Source organism: Methanobrevibacter sp., from assembly GCF_030539875.1.
Lineage (GTDB): Archaea > Methanobacteriota > Methanobacteria > Methanobacteriales > Methanobacteriaceae > Methanocatella.
The window spans coordinates 15843-33803 of sequence record NZ_JAUNXI010000016.1 but is presented as its reverse complement, the minus strand read 5'-3'; the positions used below and the strand labels follow the sequence as shown (position 1 = coordinate 33803).

Here is a 17961-nt window from a genome sequence, read left to right as displayed (position 1 = left end):
TTATAATAATGACAAGATTATGTAAAAATTGCGGTTTTGAAAATCAGGATGAGTACGATTTTTGTGCCAAATGCGGCACTGCTTTAGTTGAAGGTCTTGAGCCTAGACAAATTTATGTCTGCGCCCCTCAGGAGTTAGAGGTTAATAAAAAAGCATTGATTGCAGCTTATATCACCACCATATTTCTGTCCTGGAGCGGAGCTGTTTTCGGTTTATTTTATAAAAACACCATTTTTTCAACGTTTACATTTTTCGGATTTTTCATGCCCTTTTTCTTAGTACAATCAAGGCATCCCGCCCTTAGAAAACATGGACTAATTTTGATGGCTATATCTCTTGCGGGTGTTTCTCTTTCATTTTATATAATGATGAATTAAAAAAAACAGAAAGTGGGGATTAAACAATAAATATTTTAATGTTCCCCATTAATACTTGCAGTGGGATTTGAAATACGTTTATTCCGTCTTGCATTATTGCTGTTCCAATAGCATCTCCTCTGGACATGCTTCCTTGAACATGGCTATTGCCGGCATAACCGTTGTATCCGTCATTTGCGCGGATATCATCTACGATACTGCTGCCGAAAATGGCCTGTGCAGCATCATTGTTTATGCTGCAAATGATGTGGGGAGTAACGCCGTAGGAATATGTCATTATGTCACGGGCAGCGCCGTAGGGATCTTCCGGATGGTTTATGTGGACATTGTGCAGGGTTTGCCCTTCTGCATTAATGGAATTTCCTGGATAAACCCATTCAATGCCGGATAAACTGAATGTGGCTGCCATGTCGATACTGGCATCTTCTGTTGAGTCTTCAGCCACCATAAGAACCGGACTAACTATGGTTGATGCTAAAAATACAACAACAATCAATACAATTGCTATTAGTATTGCATTTAATTTTTTCATGATTAAGTTTTATACTACTTTTAAATATTAATACTTAACCTTTTTAATTACAAAAGACAAAGATAATCTCATATAAAATTTTGGTGATATTGTGATTATAGGCGGTTCATCTTCACAAGATTTAGCTGCACATGTTGCATGTGAACTTGGAGAAGAATTATGTTATGTAGAAACTAAAAAGTTTCCAGATGGTGAAAGATATTTGAGAGTTGACGGTCCGATTGATGAGGAAGTTACTGTTATTCAGTCAACAGGATATCCTCAGGACGAAAATCTGATGGAATTGCTGTTTATGATAGCCAATCTTAAGGATTTAGGTGCTAAAAAAATAAGGGTAGTGGTTCCATACATGGGTTATGCAAGACAGGAAAAGCGTTTCAATCCCGGTGAAACAGTTTCGGCAAAAATTGTCTGTGAACTAATCCAATCAGCAGGTGCCGATGAGTTTATCACATTCAATATTCATGAAGAATGTGTTTTGGACTTTTTTGACATTCCTGCAAGGAACGTATCTGCAATGCCTGCCATTGCCGAATATTTGGATAAGAAATTCTTTAAGAAAGGAGATGATAAACCCTTTATCATCGCACCGGATAAGGGAGCTTATGGATTTGCACAGGAAATATCAGAAATTATCGGATGCGACTGCACATATTTGACAAAAGTCCGTTTAGGACCTGATAAGGTTGAAACTAAAATTGTTGATGTGAGATGCGATAGTGAAAGTGATAATACTGTTAACGTTGACTCTGTAAAAGGCATGCATGCCATTATCGTTGATGATATTATTGCCACCGGCGGAACAATTGTTAATGCAATTAAAATCTTGAAGCAATATGGGGCAGAATCAGTTGACGTGTGCTGCGTGCATCCAATATTGGCCAATAATGGAGCTACCAGGATTTATGCTGCCGGAGCAGGTAAAATAATTGGAACAAATTCCTTGTCTTCTGACACTTCACGTGTGTCACTTGCTAAAAGTATAGCGGATGCATTGAGGGATTAAAAATGGATAAACAGAAAATAAGGGGCGAATTAATCGACAGGTCTAATAATATCCTGGCCAAATATGCCGAACCCGAAATTGTTGATAGTGTTTCCATAATGAATATGGCTGATAAAACAGTCTTTTTAGGGTCTCTTAGAGTTTACAACGAAGAACGTGCAGGGGATGTCAAAAAGGATCTGGAAAATGAAATTAAAAGCTATGGTGAATTGTCAATAAGGGTTGAAAAAGTAGTTCCGTGCTGCGCTCCAAGCTATATTCATATTAGCTTTAATATTTCCATTGACAAATAGATATTTATGAAGGAATTCAAGTTAAAATCACCTTACAAGCCATTAGGTGATCAACCAAAAGCCATTAATTCATTAGTTGAAGGCATAAATAACGGAGTAAAGGAACAGACACTTCTGGGAGTAACGGGTTCAGGCAAAACCTTTACAATGGCAAATGTTATTGAAAAGGTTCAAAAACCCACTCTTGTTATTTCACATAACAAAACCCTGGCCGCTCAGCTCTATGAGGAATTTAAAGAATTTTTTCCTGATAATGCAGTAGAGTACTTTGTCAGCTATTACGATTATTATCAGCCTGAAGCTTATGTGCCAAGAACAGACACCTTTATTGATAAGGAAGCCTCAATAAACGATGATATTGATATTATGAGGCACTCAGCCACTCAGTCATTGCTGTCAAGAGATGATGTTATTGTTGTAAGCAGTGTGAGCTGTATTTACGGCATCGGTTCGCCTGAAGATTATGGGGAATTCGCTTTCGGCATATCTGTTGGGGATATTTATGACCGATCTGAAATTCTGGCACGTCTTGTTTTTATGCAATATGAACGCAATGATATTGAATTTGCCCGTGGTCAGTTCAGGGTTCGCGGAGACGTAATTGAAATAAACCCTGTTCATGGAACTCCGCCAATTAGAATTGAGCTATTTGGGGATGAAATAGATGCCATCAGCATAATCGACAAGGTCACAGGAAAAAAACAGGAATCGCTTAACAGGTACATGATTTTCCCTGCAAAACACTTTGTAGTTGGTCAGGATAAGATGGATGTGGCTATTTCGAATATTACAAGCGAACTTGACGACAGGCTTTCTGAGCTGAACTCAATGGGTAAGCTATTGGAAGCTCAAAGACTTGAGCAAAGAACCCGTTTTGATATTGAAATGCTTAAGGAAATGGGATACTGTTCAGGAATAGAAAATTATTCCATGCATCTGTCAGGACGTAAATGGGGAGATAAGCCTTATTCCCTTTTGGAATATTTCCCTGATGATTTTTTAACAATCATTGATGAATCTCACGTTACCGTACCTCAGATTAGAGGAATGTATAACGGCGACCGTGCACGTAAGGAAACTTTGGTGGAATACGGTTTCAGACTGCCTTCAGCTAAAGAAAACCGTCCTTTAAGATTTGACGAATTTGAATCTACTGTCAGTCAGGTTTTATATGTCTCAGCAACACCTTCCCAGTATGAAATTGCAAAATCAAAAAATGTCGTTGAGCAGATTATACGGCCAACAGGACTTGTTGATCCGGAAGTGTTAATCAGGCCCGCCAAAGGTCAGGTTGACGATTTGCTTAAGGAAGTCAGAAAAACAGTCGAAAAGGATGAAAGAATTCTGGTTACTACTTTAACCAAGAGAATGGCTGAAGATTTAACAGATTATTATGCAAGAATTGGTGTTAAAGTAAGGTATATGCACTCGGAAATCGACACATTGGAAAGAATTGAGATTGTCGATGATTTGAGGAGAGGCAAATTTGATGTATTGGTTGGTGTTAACCTTTTAAGGGAAGGTTTGGATTTGCCTGAAGTTTCTCTAGTGGCCATTTTGGATGCCGATAAGGAAGGATTTTTAAGAAACGAAACTTCATTAATACAGACTATCGGACGGGCGGCAAGAAATGTTAACGGCCGGGTGGTTATGTATGCAGATGAAATGACTGATTCTGTTAAAAATGCCTATGATACTACTGTTAAAAGGCGTAAAATTCAAATGAAATATAATGAAGTCAATGGAATCACTCCAAAATCCACTCAAAGAACATTAAAAGAAAAATTAGCCGAAGAAGATGAGAAATACAAAGTCACCGGTGCAAAAATTGAAAAAATGCCTAAAGATGAACTTCGCCTCCTTATCAAAGATTTGGAAAAAGATATGAAAGAGGCGGCTGCAAGACTTGACTTTGAAAGGGCGGCTGATTTAAGAAACAAGCTTTATGCATTAAAAGGGATGGATAAATAAGGATTGGATAATTCTTATAATTCCATCAAATCACCATCAAATGATAATGCTTTTGTGATTTTGTGCACTATTTTTTTACTTTTCAGATGCTCTCTGAAAGTGTTTATATGTAAGTTAGTTCCAATGATTATATAGCTAATTTTAGGAGTTTATTATGACAAAAGATTTTAAAAAAGAGATTATCATCAGGGGCGCACGTGAGCACAATCTGCAAAATATTGATGTAAGTGTTCCTCGTGATGAATTTATTGTAATTACAGGTATCAGCGGGTCTGGTAAGTCCTCATTAGCATTTGATACTCTCTATGCTGAAGGACAGCGTAGGTATGTCGAGTCACTATCAGCTTATGCTAGACAATTTTTAGGTCAGATGAAAAAGCCCGAAATGGAATCTATTGAAGGGTTGTCCCCTGCCATTTCAATCGACCAGAAAACAACAAGGGAAAACCCCAGATCAACTGTAGGAACCATTACAGAAATTTATGATTACTTACGATTACTGTTTGCAAGAATAGGTATTCCCCATTGTCCAAAATGCGGAGAAGAAATCTCACAGCAAACCATTGGCCAGATTGCCGATTCAATTATAGAAGAAGGCGAAGAGCTTAAAATTCAAATATTGTCTCCGGTAGTAAGGGATAAAAAGGGACAGCACAAGGATGTTTTTCAGGATTTGAGAAACAAAGGTTTTGTTAGAGTCCGTGTTGATGGCGAAATCAGAGATTTGGAAGAGGATATTGATCTTGCAAAAACATACAGGCACAGCATTGATGTTGTAGTGGACAGACTTAAAATCAGAAGGGATGTGGACTTTAAAAGAAGACTGGCCGACTCTCTTGAAACTGCAGCCGAATTTTCTGATGGGTTAATTACAATTTTATTCACAGGTGAAGACGGTGATTATGAGAAGAAATATTCAGAGCACTTTGCATGTGTTGATTGCGGAATTAACTTTGAAGAGCTGACTCCAAGAATGTTTTCATTTAACGCTCCTCAGGGGGCTTGCCCTGAATGTAACGGTATCGGTTCAAAAATGGAAATTGACCCTGACTTAATTGTTCCTGACAAGACATTGACATTAAATGAAGGAGCTATTGCGCCATGGTCAAAATCTTCAAAAAAAGAGAATTATTACTATCAGATGCTTGAAGCAGTTTCCAAATACTATAATTTCAGTATGGATGTCCCATTCAGGGATTTGGATAAGCAGCATCAGAATACTATTTTATACGGCTGTGATGATAAGATTCCGTTTTCATTTCAAAGAAGAAACAAATCCTACATGGTCAACCGTAAATTTGAAGGGGTTATTCCAAGAATGGAAAGGCTATACATAGAAACCAAGTCTAACTATTCAAGAAAATACCTGTCCAAATTCATGTCTGATAGAAAATGTCATGTTTGCGGAGGCAAAAGACTTAGGCCTGAGGTATTGGCTGTTACTGTCGGCGGAAAATCTATCATTGATGTCTGCGATCTGGCTATTAAAGATTCATATCAATTTTTCCAGAATCTGGAATTGACTGAAAGGGAGAATTTCATTGCAAAAGAAATTCTAAAAGAAATCAATGAACGTTTAAGCTTTTTAGTTGAGGTCGGACTTGATTATTTATCAATGTCAAGATCTTCCGGTACTCTGTCCGGTGGGGAGGCTCAAAGGATTAGACTGGCAACTCAAATCGGATCAGGGCTTGTTGGTGTATTATACATTCTTGATGAGCCAAGTATAGGACTTCACCAGAGAGACAATAAAAAACTTATTGAGGCTCTCAAAAGACTTAAGGATTTGGGAAATACTCTTGTTGTTGTAGAACACGATGAAGAAACTATTTTAGCAGCAGATTATGTTGTGGATATTGGTCCTGGGGCAGGTGAATATGGAGGCAAGGTTGTTGCTCAGGGAACTCCCGGCGATATTATGGACAATCCCGACTCAGTCACCGGCCAGTATATCTCAAGGGTTAAAAAAATTGATATTCCTGACAAGAGAAGAGATGGAAACGGCAAGTTTATAAAGATAATCGGAGCTGCTCAAAACAACCTTAAAGAAATTGATGTTGAAATTCCATTGGGTAAATTCACCTGCGTTACCGGCGTCAGCGGTTCTGGCAAAAGCAGTTTAATCAATGAAATATTATACAAGGGTGTTAAAGAAAAATTAGCCAAAAAATTCACCTTTGCAGGTAAATATGAGGAGATTGAAGGATTGGAGGCTATTGACAAGGTTATTGCCATTGACCAAAAACCAATCGGCAGAACTCCACGTTCAAATCCTGCAACATATACCGGCGTATTTACCGATATTCGCGATTTATTTGCTAACACTCCTGAAGCTAAAGCAAGAGGCTACAAACCCGGAAGGTTCTCTTTCAATGTTAAGGGGGGAAGATGTGAAGCATGTTCCGGTGACGGTATTGTTCAGATTGAAATGCACTTTTTAGCGGATGTATATGTTCCGTGTGAAGTTTGCAGCGGTAAAAGATACAATGAAGAGACCTTGGATATCAGATACAAAGGCAAAAATATCTATGAGGTCTTGGAAATGACTGTTGAAGAAGCTTTGGAGTTCTTTGAAAACATTCCAAAAATCACTAAAAAGCTTCAAACTTTATATGATGTCGGTTTGGGCTATATGAAAATCGGCCAATCTGCAACAACATTGTCTGGTGGGGAAGCTCAAAGAATCAAATTGGCTAAAGAGTTATCTAGAACCAGCACAGGCAAAACTTTATATATTTTGGATGAACCGACCACTGGTCTTCATTTTGAAGACATTAAGAAATTACTTGATGTTTTGGCCAGATTAACTGATGTGGGCAATACTGTTGTTGTCATTGAACATAATCTGGATGTTATTAAAACTGCAGACCACATTATTGACTTGGGTCCTGAAGGCGGTGACGGTGGAGGTCAGGTAATAGCTACAGGAACTCCCGAAGAGGTTGCCAAAGCCGGAACTTATACTGGCCAGTTCTTGGAGAAAATGTTAAATGAGAATATTACTCCATATGCCAAACAATTAATAGAGGGAAAATAAGCCCTCTTTTTTAAATTTTAGCTGTAATCTTTTTTTTTTTTTATCGGCTGATAGAAAGGGCGATTTTAGAAAATATCCTGTATAAATGGTCTTTTATAGTTTGAATTAAAATCAGATAAACGAACTAAATTTTGAATCCCGATGTAATCTGGCATTATCTGAAAAAGTACAATGAATCAAAAATAAAATACAATACACCTAAACAATTCTTCCAACCATTTAGGTGCCAAGTTCAATTTTTATTTAAGAATTTCCGCAGGACAATTTTTTCATGCAAGATTTTATTTATTTTACAATAGAAATTATTTGCATTTTTTAAAATTAATTTTTTTTTATTTGGCAAAAACTCTTAATGGATATATGTGCTTGATTATTCGTCTTCGGCAATAAATGCTTCAACACCTAAAGCAGCACATTCAGGGCAAGCCCAGTCATCAGGCATGTCTGCAGGGGTTGCTCCGGCAGGAATGTTGTATGAAGGGTCACCTTTTTCTGTGTCGAAACTATATTCGCAATGTAAACATACATATACAGTCATTTTACTATCTCCTTTGATTTTTTTGATATTAGAATTACTAATATGGTATTAATATTTTAGTCAAACTAATATATAAGTTAAGACTGTTTGTACTATTTTTTTTATAAATAATGCTCCTTTGAATATATATTCATAGAATATCTTTAACTTGATTTAATTTTAGTGATTATTATGGTTTGGATGTATAAAATACTGAAGTATGCTTCCTGATGCGGCCATGGTTTGGCAGGTTTTCAATTTTCAGATATATTAAATAGGAATAACGCGACGTGGTTTTTCAGAATTACGGTGTCATGATATGGTGGAGAGTTTATGAAGATGCAACTGATGAAAGGAGGTCTGGTGAGGCCTATTTGAATTTGCATAACTGTGTGATATTTAATTATTATTTTTCTTTTTAATTCTTTTTTTATTCGGATTTTTTTTAATTTTAACCATTTTTATATTAAATTTAAATATTATGCTGAATAATATATAATCACTGTAATGTGGTTATGACATATAAATAATGTTACTTTATATGGGCATAGGTGATTATATGAAAGAGTTATATGAAAAAATGATTAACGAGTCAATGGCTGCTCAAAATGCAGACATTGCAGTTATATCAGAAAATAGGTATAATGACTTTAAAATAGCTGATGCAAAACCATATGCTGATGCTGTTTCAAATATGAAAGCACTTGATACTCAAGCAGAATCTGTAATTGATTTGCACAAGGAATCTGTTAAAAACCATTTTGAGATTTTATCTTCCATTACAGACACTTTGGAATGTGAAGATGATCCTTTTATTGAACATTTCCAAACACCGCCTATATTGGAGATATTGTGCGAAGAAGATGGGGAATTTGCAGACAGTGTAGATGAGTTCATCAAGGCTATTGCCGATTCAGAAGCATTAATTGCTAAAGAGTCCATTAGAAGATACGGTGGATTTTATGGCCCTACCTGTGTAGTTGACTTTGCTTTAATGCCTGGAAGTACAAGCAATGTTGTAAACCAGATATTAACTAAAATGGATATTCCTGTTCATCACAAGCAGGCAATCCTATCTGCAAAATCTTGGGGTATGAATACTTCATATGGTATTGGAGATGCATTTGCCAATGCTATCGAGGACGGTTTTACAGCTGCTCAAGCAACTGAAAAAGAAATCGAAACATTGCAATTGATTTATAAGACTCCGGTTGAAGGGCAAGGTATCTTAATGGATGATGCAAACCACTCTTCCTTTGATGTAAGGGATTATATGGGCAAATACAAAAAAGCGATGAGAAGCGTAGTTAAAGCGGCAATGGATGACGGTGTTCACTACGGAAATATCGTAACAGTACCTGCATACTGTGTTGGAGATATTGGACATCACATCGGCCAGTCCACCTACAATATGTGTAAGGACGATGTGACAATGGCCGTTATCCAGGCTACTGCAGGTGTTATTGAAAATTCATTAAGAAACAATCTTGACAAATTCAAATCTCCATTTGATGTGTTAAAACTTTCAACCGGTTCATCTGCATGTGCAACTGAATTATTGTTTGAACTTGACAGTTTTACTGCTCCGATGGTTGTTGATTTGTTGAATAAAAGATTCCATAACTTCGTTCAACAGAATCCGAAAAGGGGTGCTGCTGCCGAGTTACACAATTGCGACTTTATGGACATGATATATAGAGGATTCAATGCTTTGAGCAATGCAAGAAAGGTAAGCTCTGCTCCTGCTTTGGAACTTGTTCCGAGAATTAGAGGTCTTGAAGTTGATTTAACTTCCATTGCAGAAAATGAAGTGCTGATGAACCCGCAAAAATACACTTATCCTGCATGTGCTATTACAGTCAGATTCTCATCACTCATGAGACTGGCAGACTATCCGTGTCTTTTAACATCAGAACCTATTACTGCAACAATGATGACAAACATTATTGCACTTGATAAGGAAACACCGGGTTCTCCTGTTAGGGGATGTAAGCAATGTGCTTCAGCATCACTGGCGGATGTAAAACATCAGTACTGTCAATGGAGAGAAGCTGTGTAGGTGATTGAATGCCTTGCAATATTAGAAAAAAATTCTTCGCAGAATTACTTGGAACGTTCTTCCTTGTATTTTTCGGTACCGGTGCGGCGGTCATAACTCTTTTAGTGTCCAATTCCATCTATCCGGATAATGTTGGAATTGGTGTTTTGGGAGGTCTTGGTGACTGGATTGCAATTTCCTTTGCATTTGGTCTGACTGTGATGGTTGGAATATATGTATTTGGTAAGATATCAGGCGCACACTTTAATCCTGCTGTAACTATCGGACTTCTTGTAACTAAAAACATAGCTTTAGTTGACAGTATTTACTATATCGTTGCACAGGTAATCGGTGCATCTCTTGGAAGTCTCGCATTGTTCGGATGCTTGGGATCTCAGGCAGTTATGATCGGAGGATTAGGAGCTACCGCTCCGGGACTTGGTGTCGGATATATGCAGGCAATGTTTGCAGAATTCATAGGGACATTCTTTTTAATGATGGTTGTGATGGGTGTTGCAGTTGATAAAAAAGCGGAACCTGGTTTTGCAGGAATGTCAATTGGTATGACAGTTACTGCTGTAATTGTTGTTTTAGGAGCATTTACCGGCGCTTCAATTAACCCTGCACGTACATTTGGACCATATTTAATGGATATGATTCTGGGAGGTCAAAACCTTTGGGCATTCTATCCTATTTACTTGATTGGACCTATTCTTGGTGCAATTTGTGCAGCAGTTGCATATGCATACCTTGCAAAGGGCAGCGGAGTTTGTGATCTTCCACAGCCATTTAAAGACGAATAATTCTTTTGAATTATTCTATTTTTTCTTTTTTTCATAACTTGTTTCAAGAAAAATTATTTGTTGAAAGATTAATTGATGAATGAAAAATCTTATTTTATCAGGGAAAGTGATGTTTTAAAAAGATTTAAGACATCATTGAACAGAAAATGTTTTTTATTATTAACGGGAAAATATCTTTGTAATTAATTATTTAAGTTAAATTAAACAATAGTATAATAATTACTTTTCAGGTGATAATTTGAATTTTAATTTTATGGAATCATTTTTATTATTTATTCGCGGAATATTGATGGGTTCGGCCGATATTATTCCGGGAGTTTCTGGTGGAACAATAGCCTTAATTACGGGAATTTATGGTCGTTTGGTTGAATCAATTAGTAAAATCCGTTTTGGATTTATAAAACCATTATTAAAAGGGGATTTTCATGCTTTTATAGAGGGAATATTTGAAGAAATTGACTTTAAATTTTTCATCCCGCTTATTTTAGGTATAGGCGTTGCATTTTTAACTCTTGCAAAACTGGTTACCTATTGTATGGAGGTGCACACCGCATTTACCTATGCATTTTTCCTTGGATTAATCATAGCATCTTCTGTAGTCTTATTTAAAAAGCTCAACCGTGTCAGCTTAAAAAATATTTTATTTGCATTAATTGGAGGAATCTTAACATTTATATTTGTAAGTTTAAATCCAATAGCAGCCAATCACTCATTGCCGGTTTTGTTTATCTCCGGAGTGATAGCTATTTGCGCAATGATTTTACCTGGTATTTCAGGTTCATTCCTATTGCTGCTTCTTGGACAGTATGAATATATGTTAAATGCGCTTCATGAATTTCACATTGGTGAACTCGTAGTTTTTATTGTTGGTGCTTTAATTGGGATACTTGGATTTTCAAAAATCTTAAATTTTTTACTTAAAAACCATGAAGAGGTAACCATGGCATTTCTTATTGGTGTAATGATTGGGTCTTTAAGAGTTCCAGGTGTTGAGATTATAAATTCGGTAGAACTGAGTTTGGCAGGTTTGCTTCCATGTTTAATTGTTGCAGTTATCGGTTTTGTCGTTATTGTATTTTTAGAAACTAGATTTGATTATATTGAGTAAAATCTAGTAATTTTTCTTATTTTGCCATTTATTTTTAAAAATTTATTAACAATTAAAGATATAATATAAAAACAATGCTAGTTTTAAAAAAGATTAAAAAACAGTGGAGATTATATCCGATAGGCTCACCGAAAGGCGCCCTTAACCGTAAAAGAAAACCTGAATTTGTTGGAAATATGAAATTTGCACATGAAGGCGATTCGCTGTCGATTTCAAGGTTTGTTGCAGATTATAATTTCAATGATAACTCTACATTAAATGAAAAACTAATGCCTCCAGGTGAAGTAATCAGGCTTTTGCGCTCACAGGCCGTTTTTCTTGCAACTCCTGATGAAAATGTGGAAAATTTCTTGAAATCACTTAATATCAAAGTTAGAAAAACTCAAGTTTGTGAGTTTTGCGCATATGAGGGAAATATCACCATTGTGGATTCATCTTACTCTTATAAACACAATAACCAGTTAATCTGCAGGGACTGTGCATATGATACAATAAAACATGAAATAAAACTTCAGGGATTTGACAAAAAGATTTTCAGAAATTTAAAATCAATCCTGGAAAAAACAGGAAGCTTAGAAAAAACACTGGCTGTTCTTGATCCTCATTTTGATCCTTTAAAAAACACGAAATTAACCTTATTTGACAAAACTAAAAAATCCAAACATATCATACCTCCCGTTGACATGAAAAGGCTTAAGATTCCGGCCAACTTTAAAAATATTCTCCTTGAGTCAGGAAACACAAAATTATTGCCTGTTCAGTATTTGGCCATTAAAGATGGTCTTCTGAAGGGTGAAGACCTGCTGGTCGTAAGTGCAACTGGTTCAGGAAAAACTCTGGTTGGTGAGCTTGCAGGTATTACAAAAGCCCTAAAAGGTGAAAAATTCGTTTTTTTAACTCCTTTAGTTGCACTTGCCAACCAGAAATACAGAGATTTTAAAAAGAAATACTCGAAATTAGGTTTAAATGTCACTATTAAAGTTGGAAGAAACAGAGTAAAGGCAAAAGGTGAACTCAACTTTCCGGACTTTGATGTTTCTTCAGCAGATATTGTTGTTGCCACATATGAGGGAATTGATTATCTGATTAGAAGCGGCAATTCCAAAGCATTATCTGATTTGGGTGTTGTTTTAATTGATGAAATTCACATGATTGATGATGAGGATAGGGGAACCAGGTTAAACGGTCTGATTAAGCGTCTGAAGAATTTATATCCTAAAACTCAGATTATAGGATTGTCAGCTACCGTTAAAAATCCTGAATTTCTAGCGTCTGAATTCAATATGAAGCTGGTTCAGTATTCACAAAGACCTGTTCCATTACAAAGACACCTTGTATATACTAGAAACGAATCCCAAAAAAGGCATTTGATGAAAAATCTCGTTTTAAAGGAGTTCAATACTAAATCTAAAAAAGGATTCAGAGGACAAACTATCATATTTACAAATTCGAGGCGCAAAACTCATCAGATAGCTAATTTTTTAAACAACAAAAGGATTAATGCTCATGCATACCATGCAGGATTGTCTTATTACAAAAAGGAAAAAATTGAAAAAGACTTTGATAAGGGCAAAATTTCCTGTGTTGTAACAACAGCAGCTCTTGCAGCAGGTGTTGACTTTCCGGCTTCTCAGGTAATATTCGACTCCCTTGTAATGGGAAATAAATGGATTAACCCGAATGAATTCTCACAGATGCTTGGTCGTGCGGGAAGACCGTCATATCATGACAGGGGAATTGTCTATCTATTGCCTGAAGTCGGTAATGAATTTGCAGGCGAATCAGAAGAATCAAAAGCTCTGGATTTGCTGGAAAGCAATAGTGAGGACGTGTTTATTGAATATGATGAGGAATCTGCCTATGAGCAAATCCTTGCAGATATCTCTTCCAATTCGATTAAATCAAAAAAGCAATTAAATGATTTCTACAGGGATATTGATGTTCCTATTTCACTTAAAATAGCCACTGATGAGATGGAGGATTTGGGGTTAATCAGGTATGCTGCCGACAACAGACTGGAAGCCACCAAATATGGAAGGGCAACTTCAGTATCATTTTTATCTGTTGATGAAGCGGAATTCATTAAAAATACTTTAAACGACAGGGAATATCTGAAAAGATATGTCGGCCACTCTCCAATGTATAAGAAAAAGGAAAAGTATGACAAGCTAAAGGTATTGATTTTGGCAATGGCAATGGATTTGGAAATGTTTGAAAATGCATATCTGTCAAGTGTTATTCACAATCAAATTGCAAATGCTCTTAAAATTAAATTTTCAACAAGATTATTTGCAGAATCAACTTTGGATATTATTTCCAGTGGTGAAGCTATAGAAAAAGTGGATAAAAAATTCCAGGATGCATTGATAGCCCTTCAGAGTGATTTTATGCAATGCAGATGTCAGGACAGGCCGTTTTGTTCATGCATGCAAAGGGGAATTTCTGAGGTCATCATTCATGAAAGGCTTAAGGGAAAAGATCCGCAGGACATTTCAACCAAGCTATTTAGAAAATATCAGATTCAAGTTTATCCTGGAGACATTTTCTCATGGTTGGATAATTTCATAAAGAATTTGGATGCAATCAGAAGAATATCAAAGGCATTCAATAAAAACAGCATTGTTAAAAAAACCAGTAGTCTGATTAAAAAGATAGAAAATGGATGATAAATCCTCACATTTCGGATTTCTTAAATGTTTTTTATTTGATTTTATAAAAACTGCATTTCGCAGCTATTGAATCGTATGCATCTAAAACGCTTTCAATAGCTTCCTTTCTATTTTTAAAATAGTATAAGTGACTTTCGCATTTGCAGTCAGAACAGCCGAAGCCTTTAATTCCATAACTCCTCATGGCTATTGACTGTGATAGTGCACATTCTATTTTTCTGCCGGATTCGTTATAGATTGCATCTGTAACTTCTGCCTCTTTCAGTAAATAGTCTATGTGCCAGTGAAGCTTTTTTTCATCACTTAAATGTCTTTTAAGCCTTGCATCAAGAGAATTCATGGCCGAGCCTACATAAACATAGTAACCTTTCTTAAATGGGATTTTTAAGCGTTTGCCGATTTTAATTGTTTTTTTACAATTAACATTAATTATTAAACAGTAACATCCCTTCATCTGTATCATTAAGTTAAGTATTGTCTGATATATTATATTTGATGTCTTAAGCATTTATTGATTTTGTTGGGAAACTTTAATTAATTTTTAAAACATATTTATTAATTATGATTTTTAAGCTTCAAACAAAAGGTCACAAAAATATCACCTCACTTCATAAATCCACTTTTGAAATAACAAAGGATGCAGAGATTGGTCCGACTGCTGATTGTATTATTGGAACAGGTATGGACAAATCAATGTTTGACTTTCCTCAGGAATTTAAGGACAAAATTGCCGATTCCAATACAAAAATAACCGTCATTTTAGATACGGAAAACGGCCATGATGAAATTGAAGGATCAGGCCATGAGGATTTAACATTGACCCATCCAACAGACATCGTATCAAGAACTAGTGATTATACCTGTTCACGCACCTTGATGATTAGGGCAAATAAAGCTGCAAGAGACCTTGATTTGAATCTTATTGAAGATTTAAAAAACGAAAAAGTGATGGATGTTATTATAAAATTAGAATAAAAATAGTTAAGTTTATATATAGCGAAAAACATAATTTTTAATATCTACTTTTGTTTTATGCGGGGGTGGTCGAGCGGTCAAAGGCGCTAGGTTGAGGGCCTAGTGGGTCAGTCCCTTCGCGGGTTCAAGTCCCGTCCCCCGCACTATCTGTTATAATACTTTTTTTTAAATTACCAACTTATTTATATATCAAATTAAAGATTATTATTAATTAAATCTTATTTGGTGATATATTATGAAAGCTGTAATTCCGGCAGCAGGTTTTGGAACTAGATTTTTGCCTGCTACTAAAGCACAACCTAAAGAAATGCTTCCTGTTTTTGACAAACCAACAATCCAATACGTTATTGAAGAGGCTGTAGCTTCAGGTATTGACGATATTTTGATTGTTACCGGTAGAAATAAAAGGTCTATTGAAGACCATTTTGACAAATCCTTTGAACTTGAACAAACTTTACAAAGCGCCGGCAAGGACGACAGATTAAAACAGGTTCGTGCCATTACAGATTTGGCGGATATTTGTTATGTAAGGCAAAAAGAACAAAAAGGTTTAGGTGATGCAATTTACTGTGCTAAAAAGCATGTAGGTGATGAAGCATTTGCAGTAATGCTTGGAGATTCCATTACAAAAGGTCCAACTCCATGCACCAAACAATTAATCGATGTTTATGAAAAGTATGGTGCTTCTGCAATCTCTCTTGAAGAGGTTCCGCAAGAAAAGGTGGAAAGGTACGGTATTATCAAAGGTAGGGAAGTTGAAAAGAACATTTATAAAATCGACCAGCTTGTCGAAAAACCACTGATGCATCAGGCACCTTCCAATTTGGCTATTATGGGCCGTTACGTACTGACATCTGATATTTTTGATAAAATTGATGAAACAGAACCTGGTGTCGGTGGAGAAATACAATTAACCGATGCACTTCAAAAATTAGATGCAATTTACGGAGTTACCTTTGAAGGAAAAACCTATGATATCGGGAACCGTTTGGAATGGTTAAAAACTTCAATTGAATTTGCTATGGATAATCCGGAATCCAAAAATGATTTAATCGGATATATGAAAGAAATTATCAGTGGAGTTTAATTGCTCCAAACTTATTTTTAAAGATTATCTATGCAATACAGATTGGTTAATAAAACGGGAGATGAGATTTCAGCTCTCGGATTTGGCGCTATGAGATTGCCTCAAAAAAACGGCAAGATTGATAGAAAAAATGCCAAAAAACTCATTTTCCATGCAATTGAAAACGGGGTCAATTTTATTGACACTGCATATTTGTATGGTGATAGTGAAACATTTTTAGGTGAGATTCTAACTGATGAGTTGAAATCCAAGGTAAAGATTTGCACTAAACTGCCTGCAATCAATGTTAGAAAATATGAGGACATGGAAAAAATCTTGGATGAGCAATTAAAAAGGCTTAATATTGGCTGTGTCGATTATTATCTAATCCATGCAGTGGATTTAAAAAATATGAATCGTTTGCTAAAGCGCGATTTGATTAAATTTATAGAAAAGGCAAAATCAGACGGAAAAATCAGACACATCGGATTTTCCTATCACGGTCCTAAGGAAGAATTTTCCTCTATTGTGGATTGCTATGACTGGGAGATGGTAATGGTTCAGTATAATTACTTTGATGAAAATGTTCAGGCAAGCGTTGAGGGAATAGAATATGCCGCATCAAAAGGTCTGGGTATTCTTGTTATGGAACCGTTAAAGGGCGGAATTCTTGCAGGAAACATGCCTAAAGAAGCTGAAGATGTTTTCAGAAAAGCCAATCCAAATAAAAGCAATGCGGAATGGGCATTGGAATGGGTTTTAAATAACCGCAATGTTTCCTGCGTATTGTCCGGTATGAACAGCTTAGAACAGATTGATGAAAATTTGGCTATTGCTGATAGAACTTCTCCAATGTCAATGACTTTTGAGGATTTGCAAACTGTTGAGCTTGTTAAAAGGGTAATCAGAAATTCTCTAAAGATTAACTGCTCCACCTGCGGCTACTGCATGCCATGTCCTCAGGGAGTGAATATTCCAGAATGCATGAAAATATACAATGAGAAATTTTTATTCAACAAAAAAGGCATTGTAAGCCAGTCTCTTATGGATTATTATCAGTATGTTGGGGGAATAATGGGCAGTGTAGGTAATGCTGGTAAATGTAACGGATGCGGTAAATGCTTAAGGAAATGCCCTCAAAAATTAAACATTGTTGAGGAATTGGAAAAGGTTAAAAAAGAATTTGAATTTCCTGGCTTTAAATACACATTATCATTTGCAAAACACATCGGCTTTCCGATTTACAAATTCATAATAAGGCTTTTAAACTAATGTCATGTGTTTTAATAATTTTAAACTTTTTATAAACTATAATCATTATATATTCTTTTAAATAAATTAAATAGTAAGGTGAAAAAATGAAACTTGAAGAACTTTTAGCTCCATGTCCGAAATGCGGTTCAAAAGATAAAATAGCTCACAGGAAAATGCTAGACAATCATAGGGCTCATGCAGAAATGAACACTGTGAAATGCGAGGAATGCGGTTATATCTTCTTTGTAAACGACAATATTGATGAAGATGAGAAGAAAAAATTGTTAAATGAATTAAATAAGATTTATGGTTAAT

General features: G+C 35.9%; 16 protein-coding genes and 1 tRNA gene. 14 read left to right on the top strand and 3 right to left on the bottom strand.

The genetic code is table 11. The annotated features are described in order from the left end of the window. The first annotated feature begins 8 nt into the window (after positions 1-8). Positions 9-377 (top strand): zinc ribbon domain-containing protein, encoded by a 369-nt coding sequence (locus Q4Q16_RS07125; RefSeq protein WP_303347030.1) that lies wholly within the window; start codon positions 9-11, stop codon positions 375-377. A gap of 19 nt (positions 378-396) precedes the next feature. Here the strand turns inward: Q4Q16_RS07125 and Q4Q16_RS07120 are convergent, their stop codons facing one another. Then, on the bottom strand, positions 397-909 hold the full coding sequence (locus Q4Q16_RS07120; protein ID WP_303347029.1) for a hypothetical protein: 513 nt from the start codon (positions 907-909) through the stop codon (positions 397-399). A 91-nt stretch (positions 910-1000) separates the two neighbouring features. Between Q4Q16_RS07120 and Q4Q16_RS07115 the strand changes: the two genes are divergently transcribed. From Q4Q16_RS07115 to uvrA, 4 genes are all read left to right on the top strand, one after another. Beyond that, on the top strand, positions 1001-1915 hold the full coding sequence (locus tag Q4Q16_RS07115) for a ribose-phosphate diphosphokinase (protein ID WP_303347028.1): 915 nt from the start codon (positions 1001-1003) through the stop codon (positions 1913-1915). Positions 1916-1917: 2 nt separating this feature from the next. Continuing rightward, positions 1918-2208 (top strand): hypothetical protein, encoded by a 291-nt coding sequence (locus Q4Q16_RS07110; RefSeq protein ID WP_303347027.1) that lies wholly within the window; start codon positions 1918-1920, stop codon positions 2206-2208. Between the two features lie 6 nt (positions 2209-2214). Next, on the top strand, positions 2215-4179 hold the full coding sequence (uvrB, locus tag Q4Q16_RS07105) for an excinuclease ABC subunit UvrB (RefSeq protein WP_303347026.1): 1965 nt from the start codon (positions 2215-2217) through the stop codon (positions 4177-4179). Between the two features lie 154 nt (positions 4180-4333). Then, complete coding sequence (uvrA, locus tag Q4Q16_RS07100) at positions 4334-7216, top strand: excinuclease ABC subunit UvrA (protein ID WP_303347025.1); 2883 nt, start codon at positions 4334-4336, stop codon at positions 7214-7216. 370 nt (positions 7217-7586) lie between these two features. Here uvrA and Q4Q16_RS07095 read toward each other — a convergent pair whose 3' ends face one another. Further along, positions 7587-7754 (bottom strand): rubredoxin, encoded by a 168-nt coding sequence (locus Q4Q16_RS07095; protein ID WP_303347024.1) that lies wholly within the window; start codon positions 7752-7754, stop codon positions 7587-7589. A 538-nt stretch (positions 7755-8292) separates the two neighbouring features. Between Q4Q16_RS07095 and Q4Q16_RS07090 the strand changes: the two genes are divergently transcribed. From Q4Q16_RS07090 to Q4Q16_RS07075, 4 genes are all read left to right on the top strand, one after another. Then, on the top strand, positions 8293-9792 hold the full coding sequence (locus Q4Q16_RS07090; protein ID WP_303347023.1) for a DUF2193 domain-containing protein: 1500 nt from the start codon (positions 8293-8295) through the stop codon (positions 9790-9792). Positions 9793-9800: 8 nt separating this feature from the next. Further along, entirely contained in the window at positions 9801-10574 is a 774-nt protein-coding gene (locus Q4Q16_RS07085) for an MIP/aquaporin family protein (RefSeq protein ID WP_303347022.1), read from the top strand. 289 nt (positions 10575-10863) lie between these two features. Next, positions 10864-11682, top strand: coding sequence for a DUF368 domain-containing protein (locus Q4Q16_RS07080; protein WP_303347042.1), 819 nt, complete (start codon positions 10864-10866; stop codon positions 11680-11682). Positions 11683-11756: 74 nt separating this feature from the next. Continuing rightward, complete coding sequence (locus Q4Q16_RS07075; protein ID WP_303347021.1) at positions 11757-14348, top strand: DUF5814 domain-containing protein; 2592 nt, start codon at positions 11757-11759, stop codon at positions 14346-14348. A 34-nt stretch (positions 14349-14382) separates the two neighbouring features. Here Q4Q16_RS07075 and Q4Q16_RS07070 read toward each other — a convergent pair whose 3' ends face one another. Then, the gene (locus Q4Q16_RS07070) at positions 14383-14805 is read right to left on the bottom strand and encodes a DUF123 domain-containing protein (protein WP_303347041.1); all 423 of its coding nucleotides are present in this window, start codon (positions 14803-14805) and stop codon (positions 14383-14385) included. A 107-nt stretch (positions 14806-14912) separates the two neighbouring features. Between Q4Q16_RS07070 and Q4Q16_RS07065 the strand changes: the two genes are divergently transcribed. The 5 genes from Q4Q16_RS07065 (at position 14913) to Q4Q16_RS07045 (ending at position 17960) form a co-directional block, all read left to right on the top strand. Then, positions 14913-15326, top strand: a complete 414-nt coding sequence (locus Q4Q16_RS07065; protein WP_303347020.1) for a DUF371 domain-containing protein — start codon at positions 14913-14915, stop codon at positions 15324-15326. Positions 15327-15385: 59 nt separating this feature from the next. Continuing rightward, positions 15386-15469, top strand: a tRNA-Leu gene (locus Q4Q16_RS07060). 92 nt (positions 15470-15561) lie between these two features. Further along, positions 15562-16413 (top strand): UTP--glucose-1-phosphate uridylyltransferase GalU, encoded by an 852-nt coding sequence (galU, locus tag Q4Q16_RS07055; RefSeq protein WP_303347019.1) that lies wholly within the window; start codon positions 15562-15564, stop codon positions 16411-16413. A gap of 42 nt (positions 16414-16455) precedes the next feature. Continuing rightward, on the top strand, positions 16456-17664 hold the full coding sequence (locus tag Q4Q16_RS07050) for an aldo/keto reductase (protein ID WP_303347018.1): 1209 nt from the start codon (positions 16456-16458) through the stop codon (positions 17662-17664). Between the two features lie 86 nt (positions 17665-17750). Continuing rightward, positions 17751-17960 (top strand): TIGR04165 family Cys-rich peptide, encoded by a 210-nt coding sequence (locus Q4Q16_RS07045; protein WP_303347017.1) that lies wholly within the window; start codon positions 17751-17753, stop codon positions 17958-17960. Position 17961: the final 1 nt, after the last annotated feature.

Excerpts from the sequence above, each read along its gene's own strand:
- Q4Q16_RS07125 (WP_303347030.1), top strand. The coding sequence starts at position 9 with ATGACAAGATTATGTAAAAATTGCGGTTTTGAAAATCAGGATGAGTAC.
- Q4Q16_RS07120 (WP_303347029.1), bottom strand. The coding sequence starts at position 909 with ATGAAAAAATTAAATGCAATACTAATAGCAATTGTATTGATTGTTGTT.
- Q4Q16_RS07110 (WP_303347027.1), top strand. The coding sequence starts at position 1,918 with ATGGATAAACAGAAAATAAGGGGCGAATTAATCGACAGGTCTAATAAT.
- uvrB (WP_303347026.1), top strand. The coding sequence starts at position 2,215 with ATGAAGGAATTCAAGTTAAAATCACCTTACAAGCCATTAGGTGATCAA.
- uvrA (WP_303347025.1), top strand. The coding sequence starts at position 4,334 with ATGACAAAAGATTTTAAAAAAGAGATTATCATCAGGGGCGCACGTGAG.
- Q4Q16_RS07095 (WP_303347024.1), bottom strand. The coding sequence starts at position 7,754 with ATGACTGTATATGTATGTTTACATTGCGAATATAGTTTCGACACAGAA.
- Q4Q16_RS07090 (WP_303347023.1), top strand. The coding sequence starts at position 8,293 with ATGAAAGAGTTATATGAAAAAATGATTAACGAGTCAATGGCTGCTCAA.
- Q4Q16_RS07085 (WP_303347022.1), top strand. The coding sequence starts at position 9,801 with ATGCCTTGCAATATTAGAAAAAAATTCTTCGCAGAATTACTTGGAACG.
- Q4Q16_RS07080 (WP_303347042.1), top strand. The coding sequence starts at position 10,864 with ATGGGTTCGGCCGATATTATTCCGGGAGTTTCTGGTGGAACAATAGCC.
- Q4Q16_RS07075 (WP_303347021.1), top strand. The coding sequence starts at position 11,757 with ATGCTAGTTTTAAAAAAGATTAAAAAACAGTGGAGATTATATCCGATA.
- Q4Q16_RS07070 (WP_303347041.1), bottom strand. The coding sequence starts at position 14,805 with ATGAAGGGATGTTACTGTTTAATAATTAATGTTAATTGTAAAAAAACA.
- Q4Q16_RS07065 (WP_303347020.1), top strand. The coding sequence starts at position 14,913 with ATGATTTTTAAGCTTCAAACAAAAGGTCACAAAAATATCACCTCACTT.
- galU (WP_303347019.1), top strand. The coding sequence starts at position 15,562 with ATGAAAGCTGTAATTCCGGCAGCAGGTTTTGGAACTAGATTTTTGCCT.
- Q4Q16_RS07045 (WP_303347017.1), top strand. The coding sequence starts at position 17,751 with ATGAAACTTGAAGAACTTTTAGCTCCATGTCCGAAATGCGGTTCAAAA.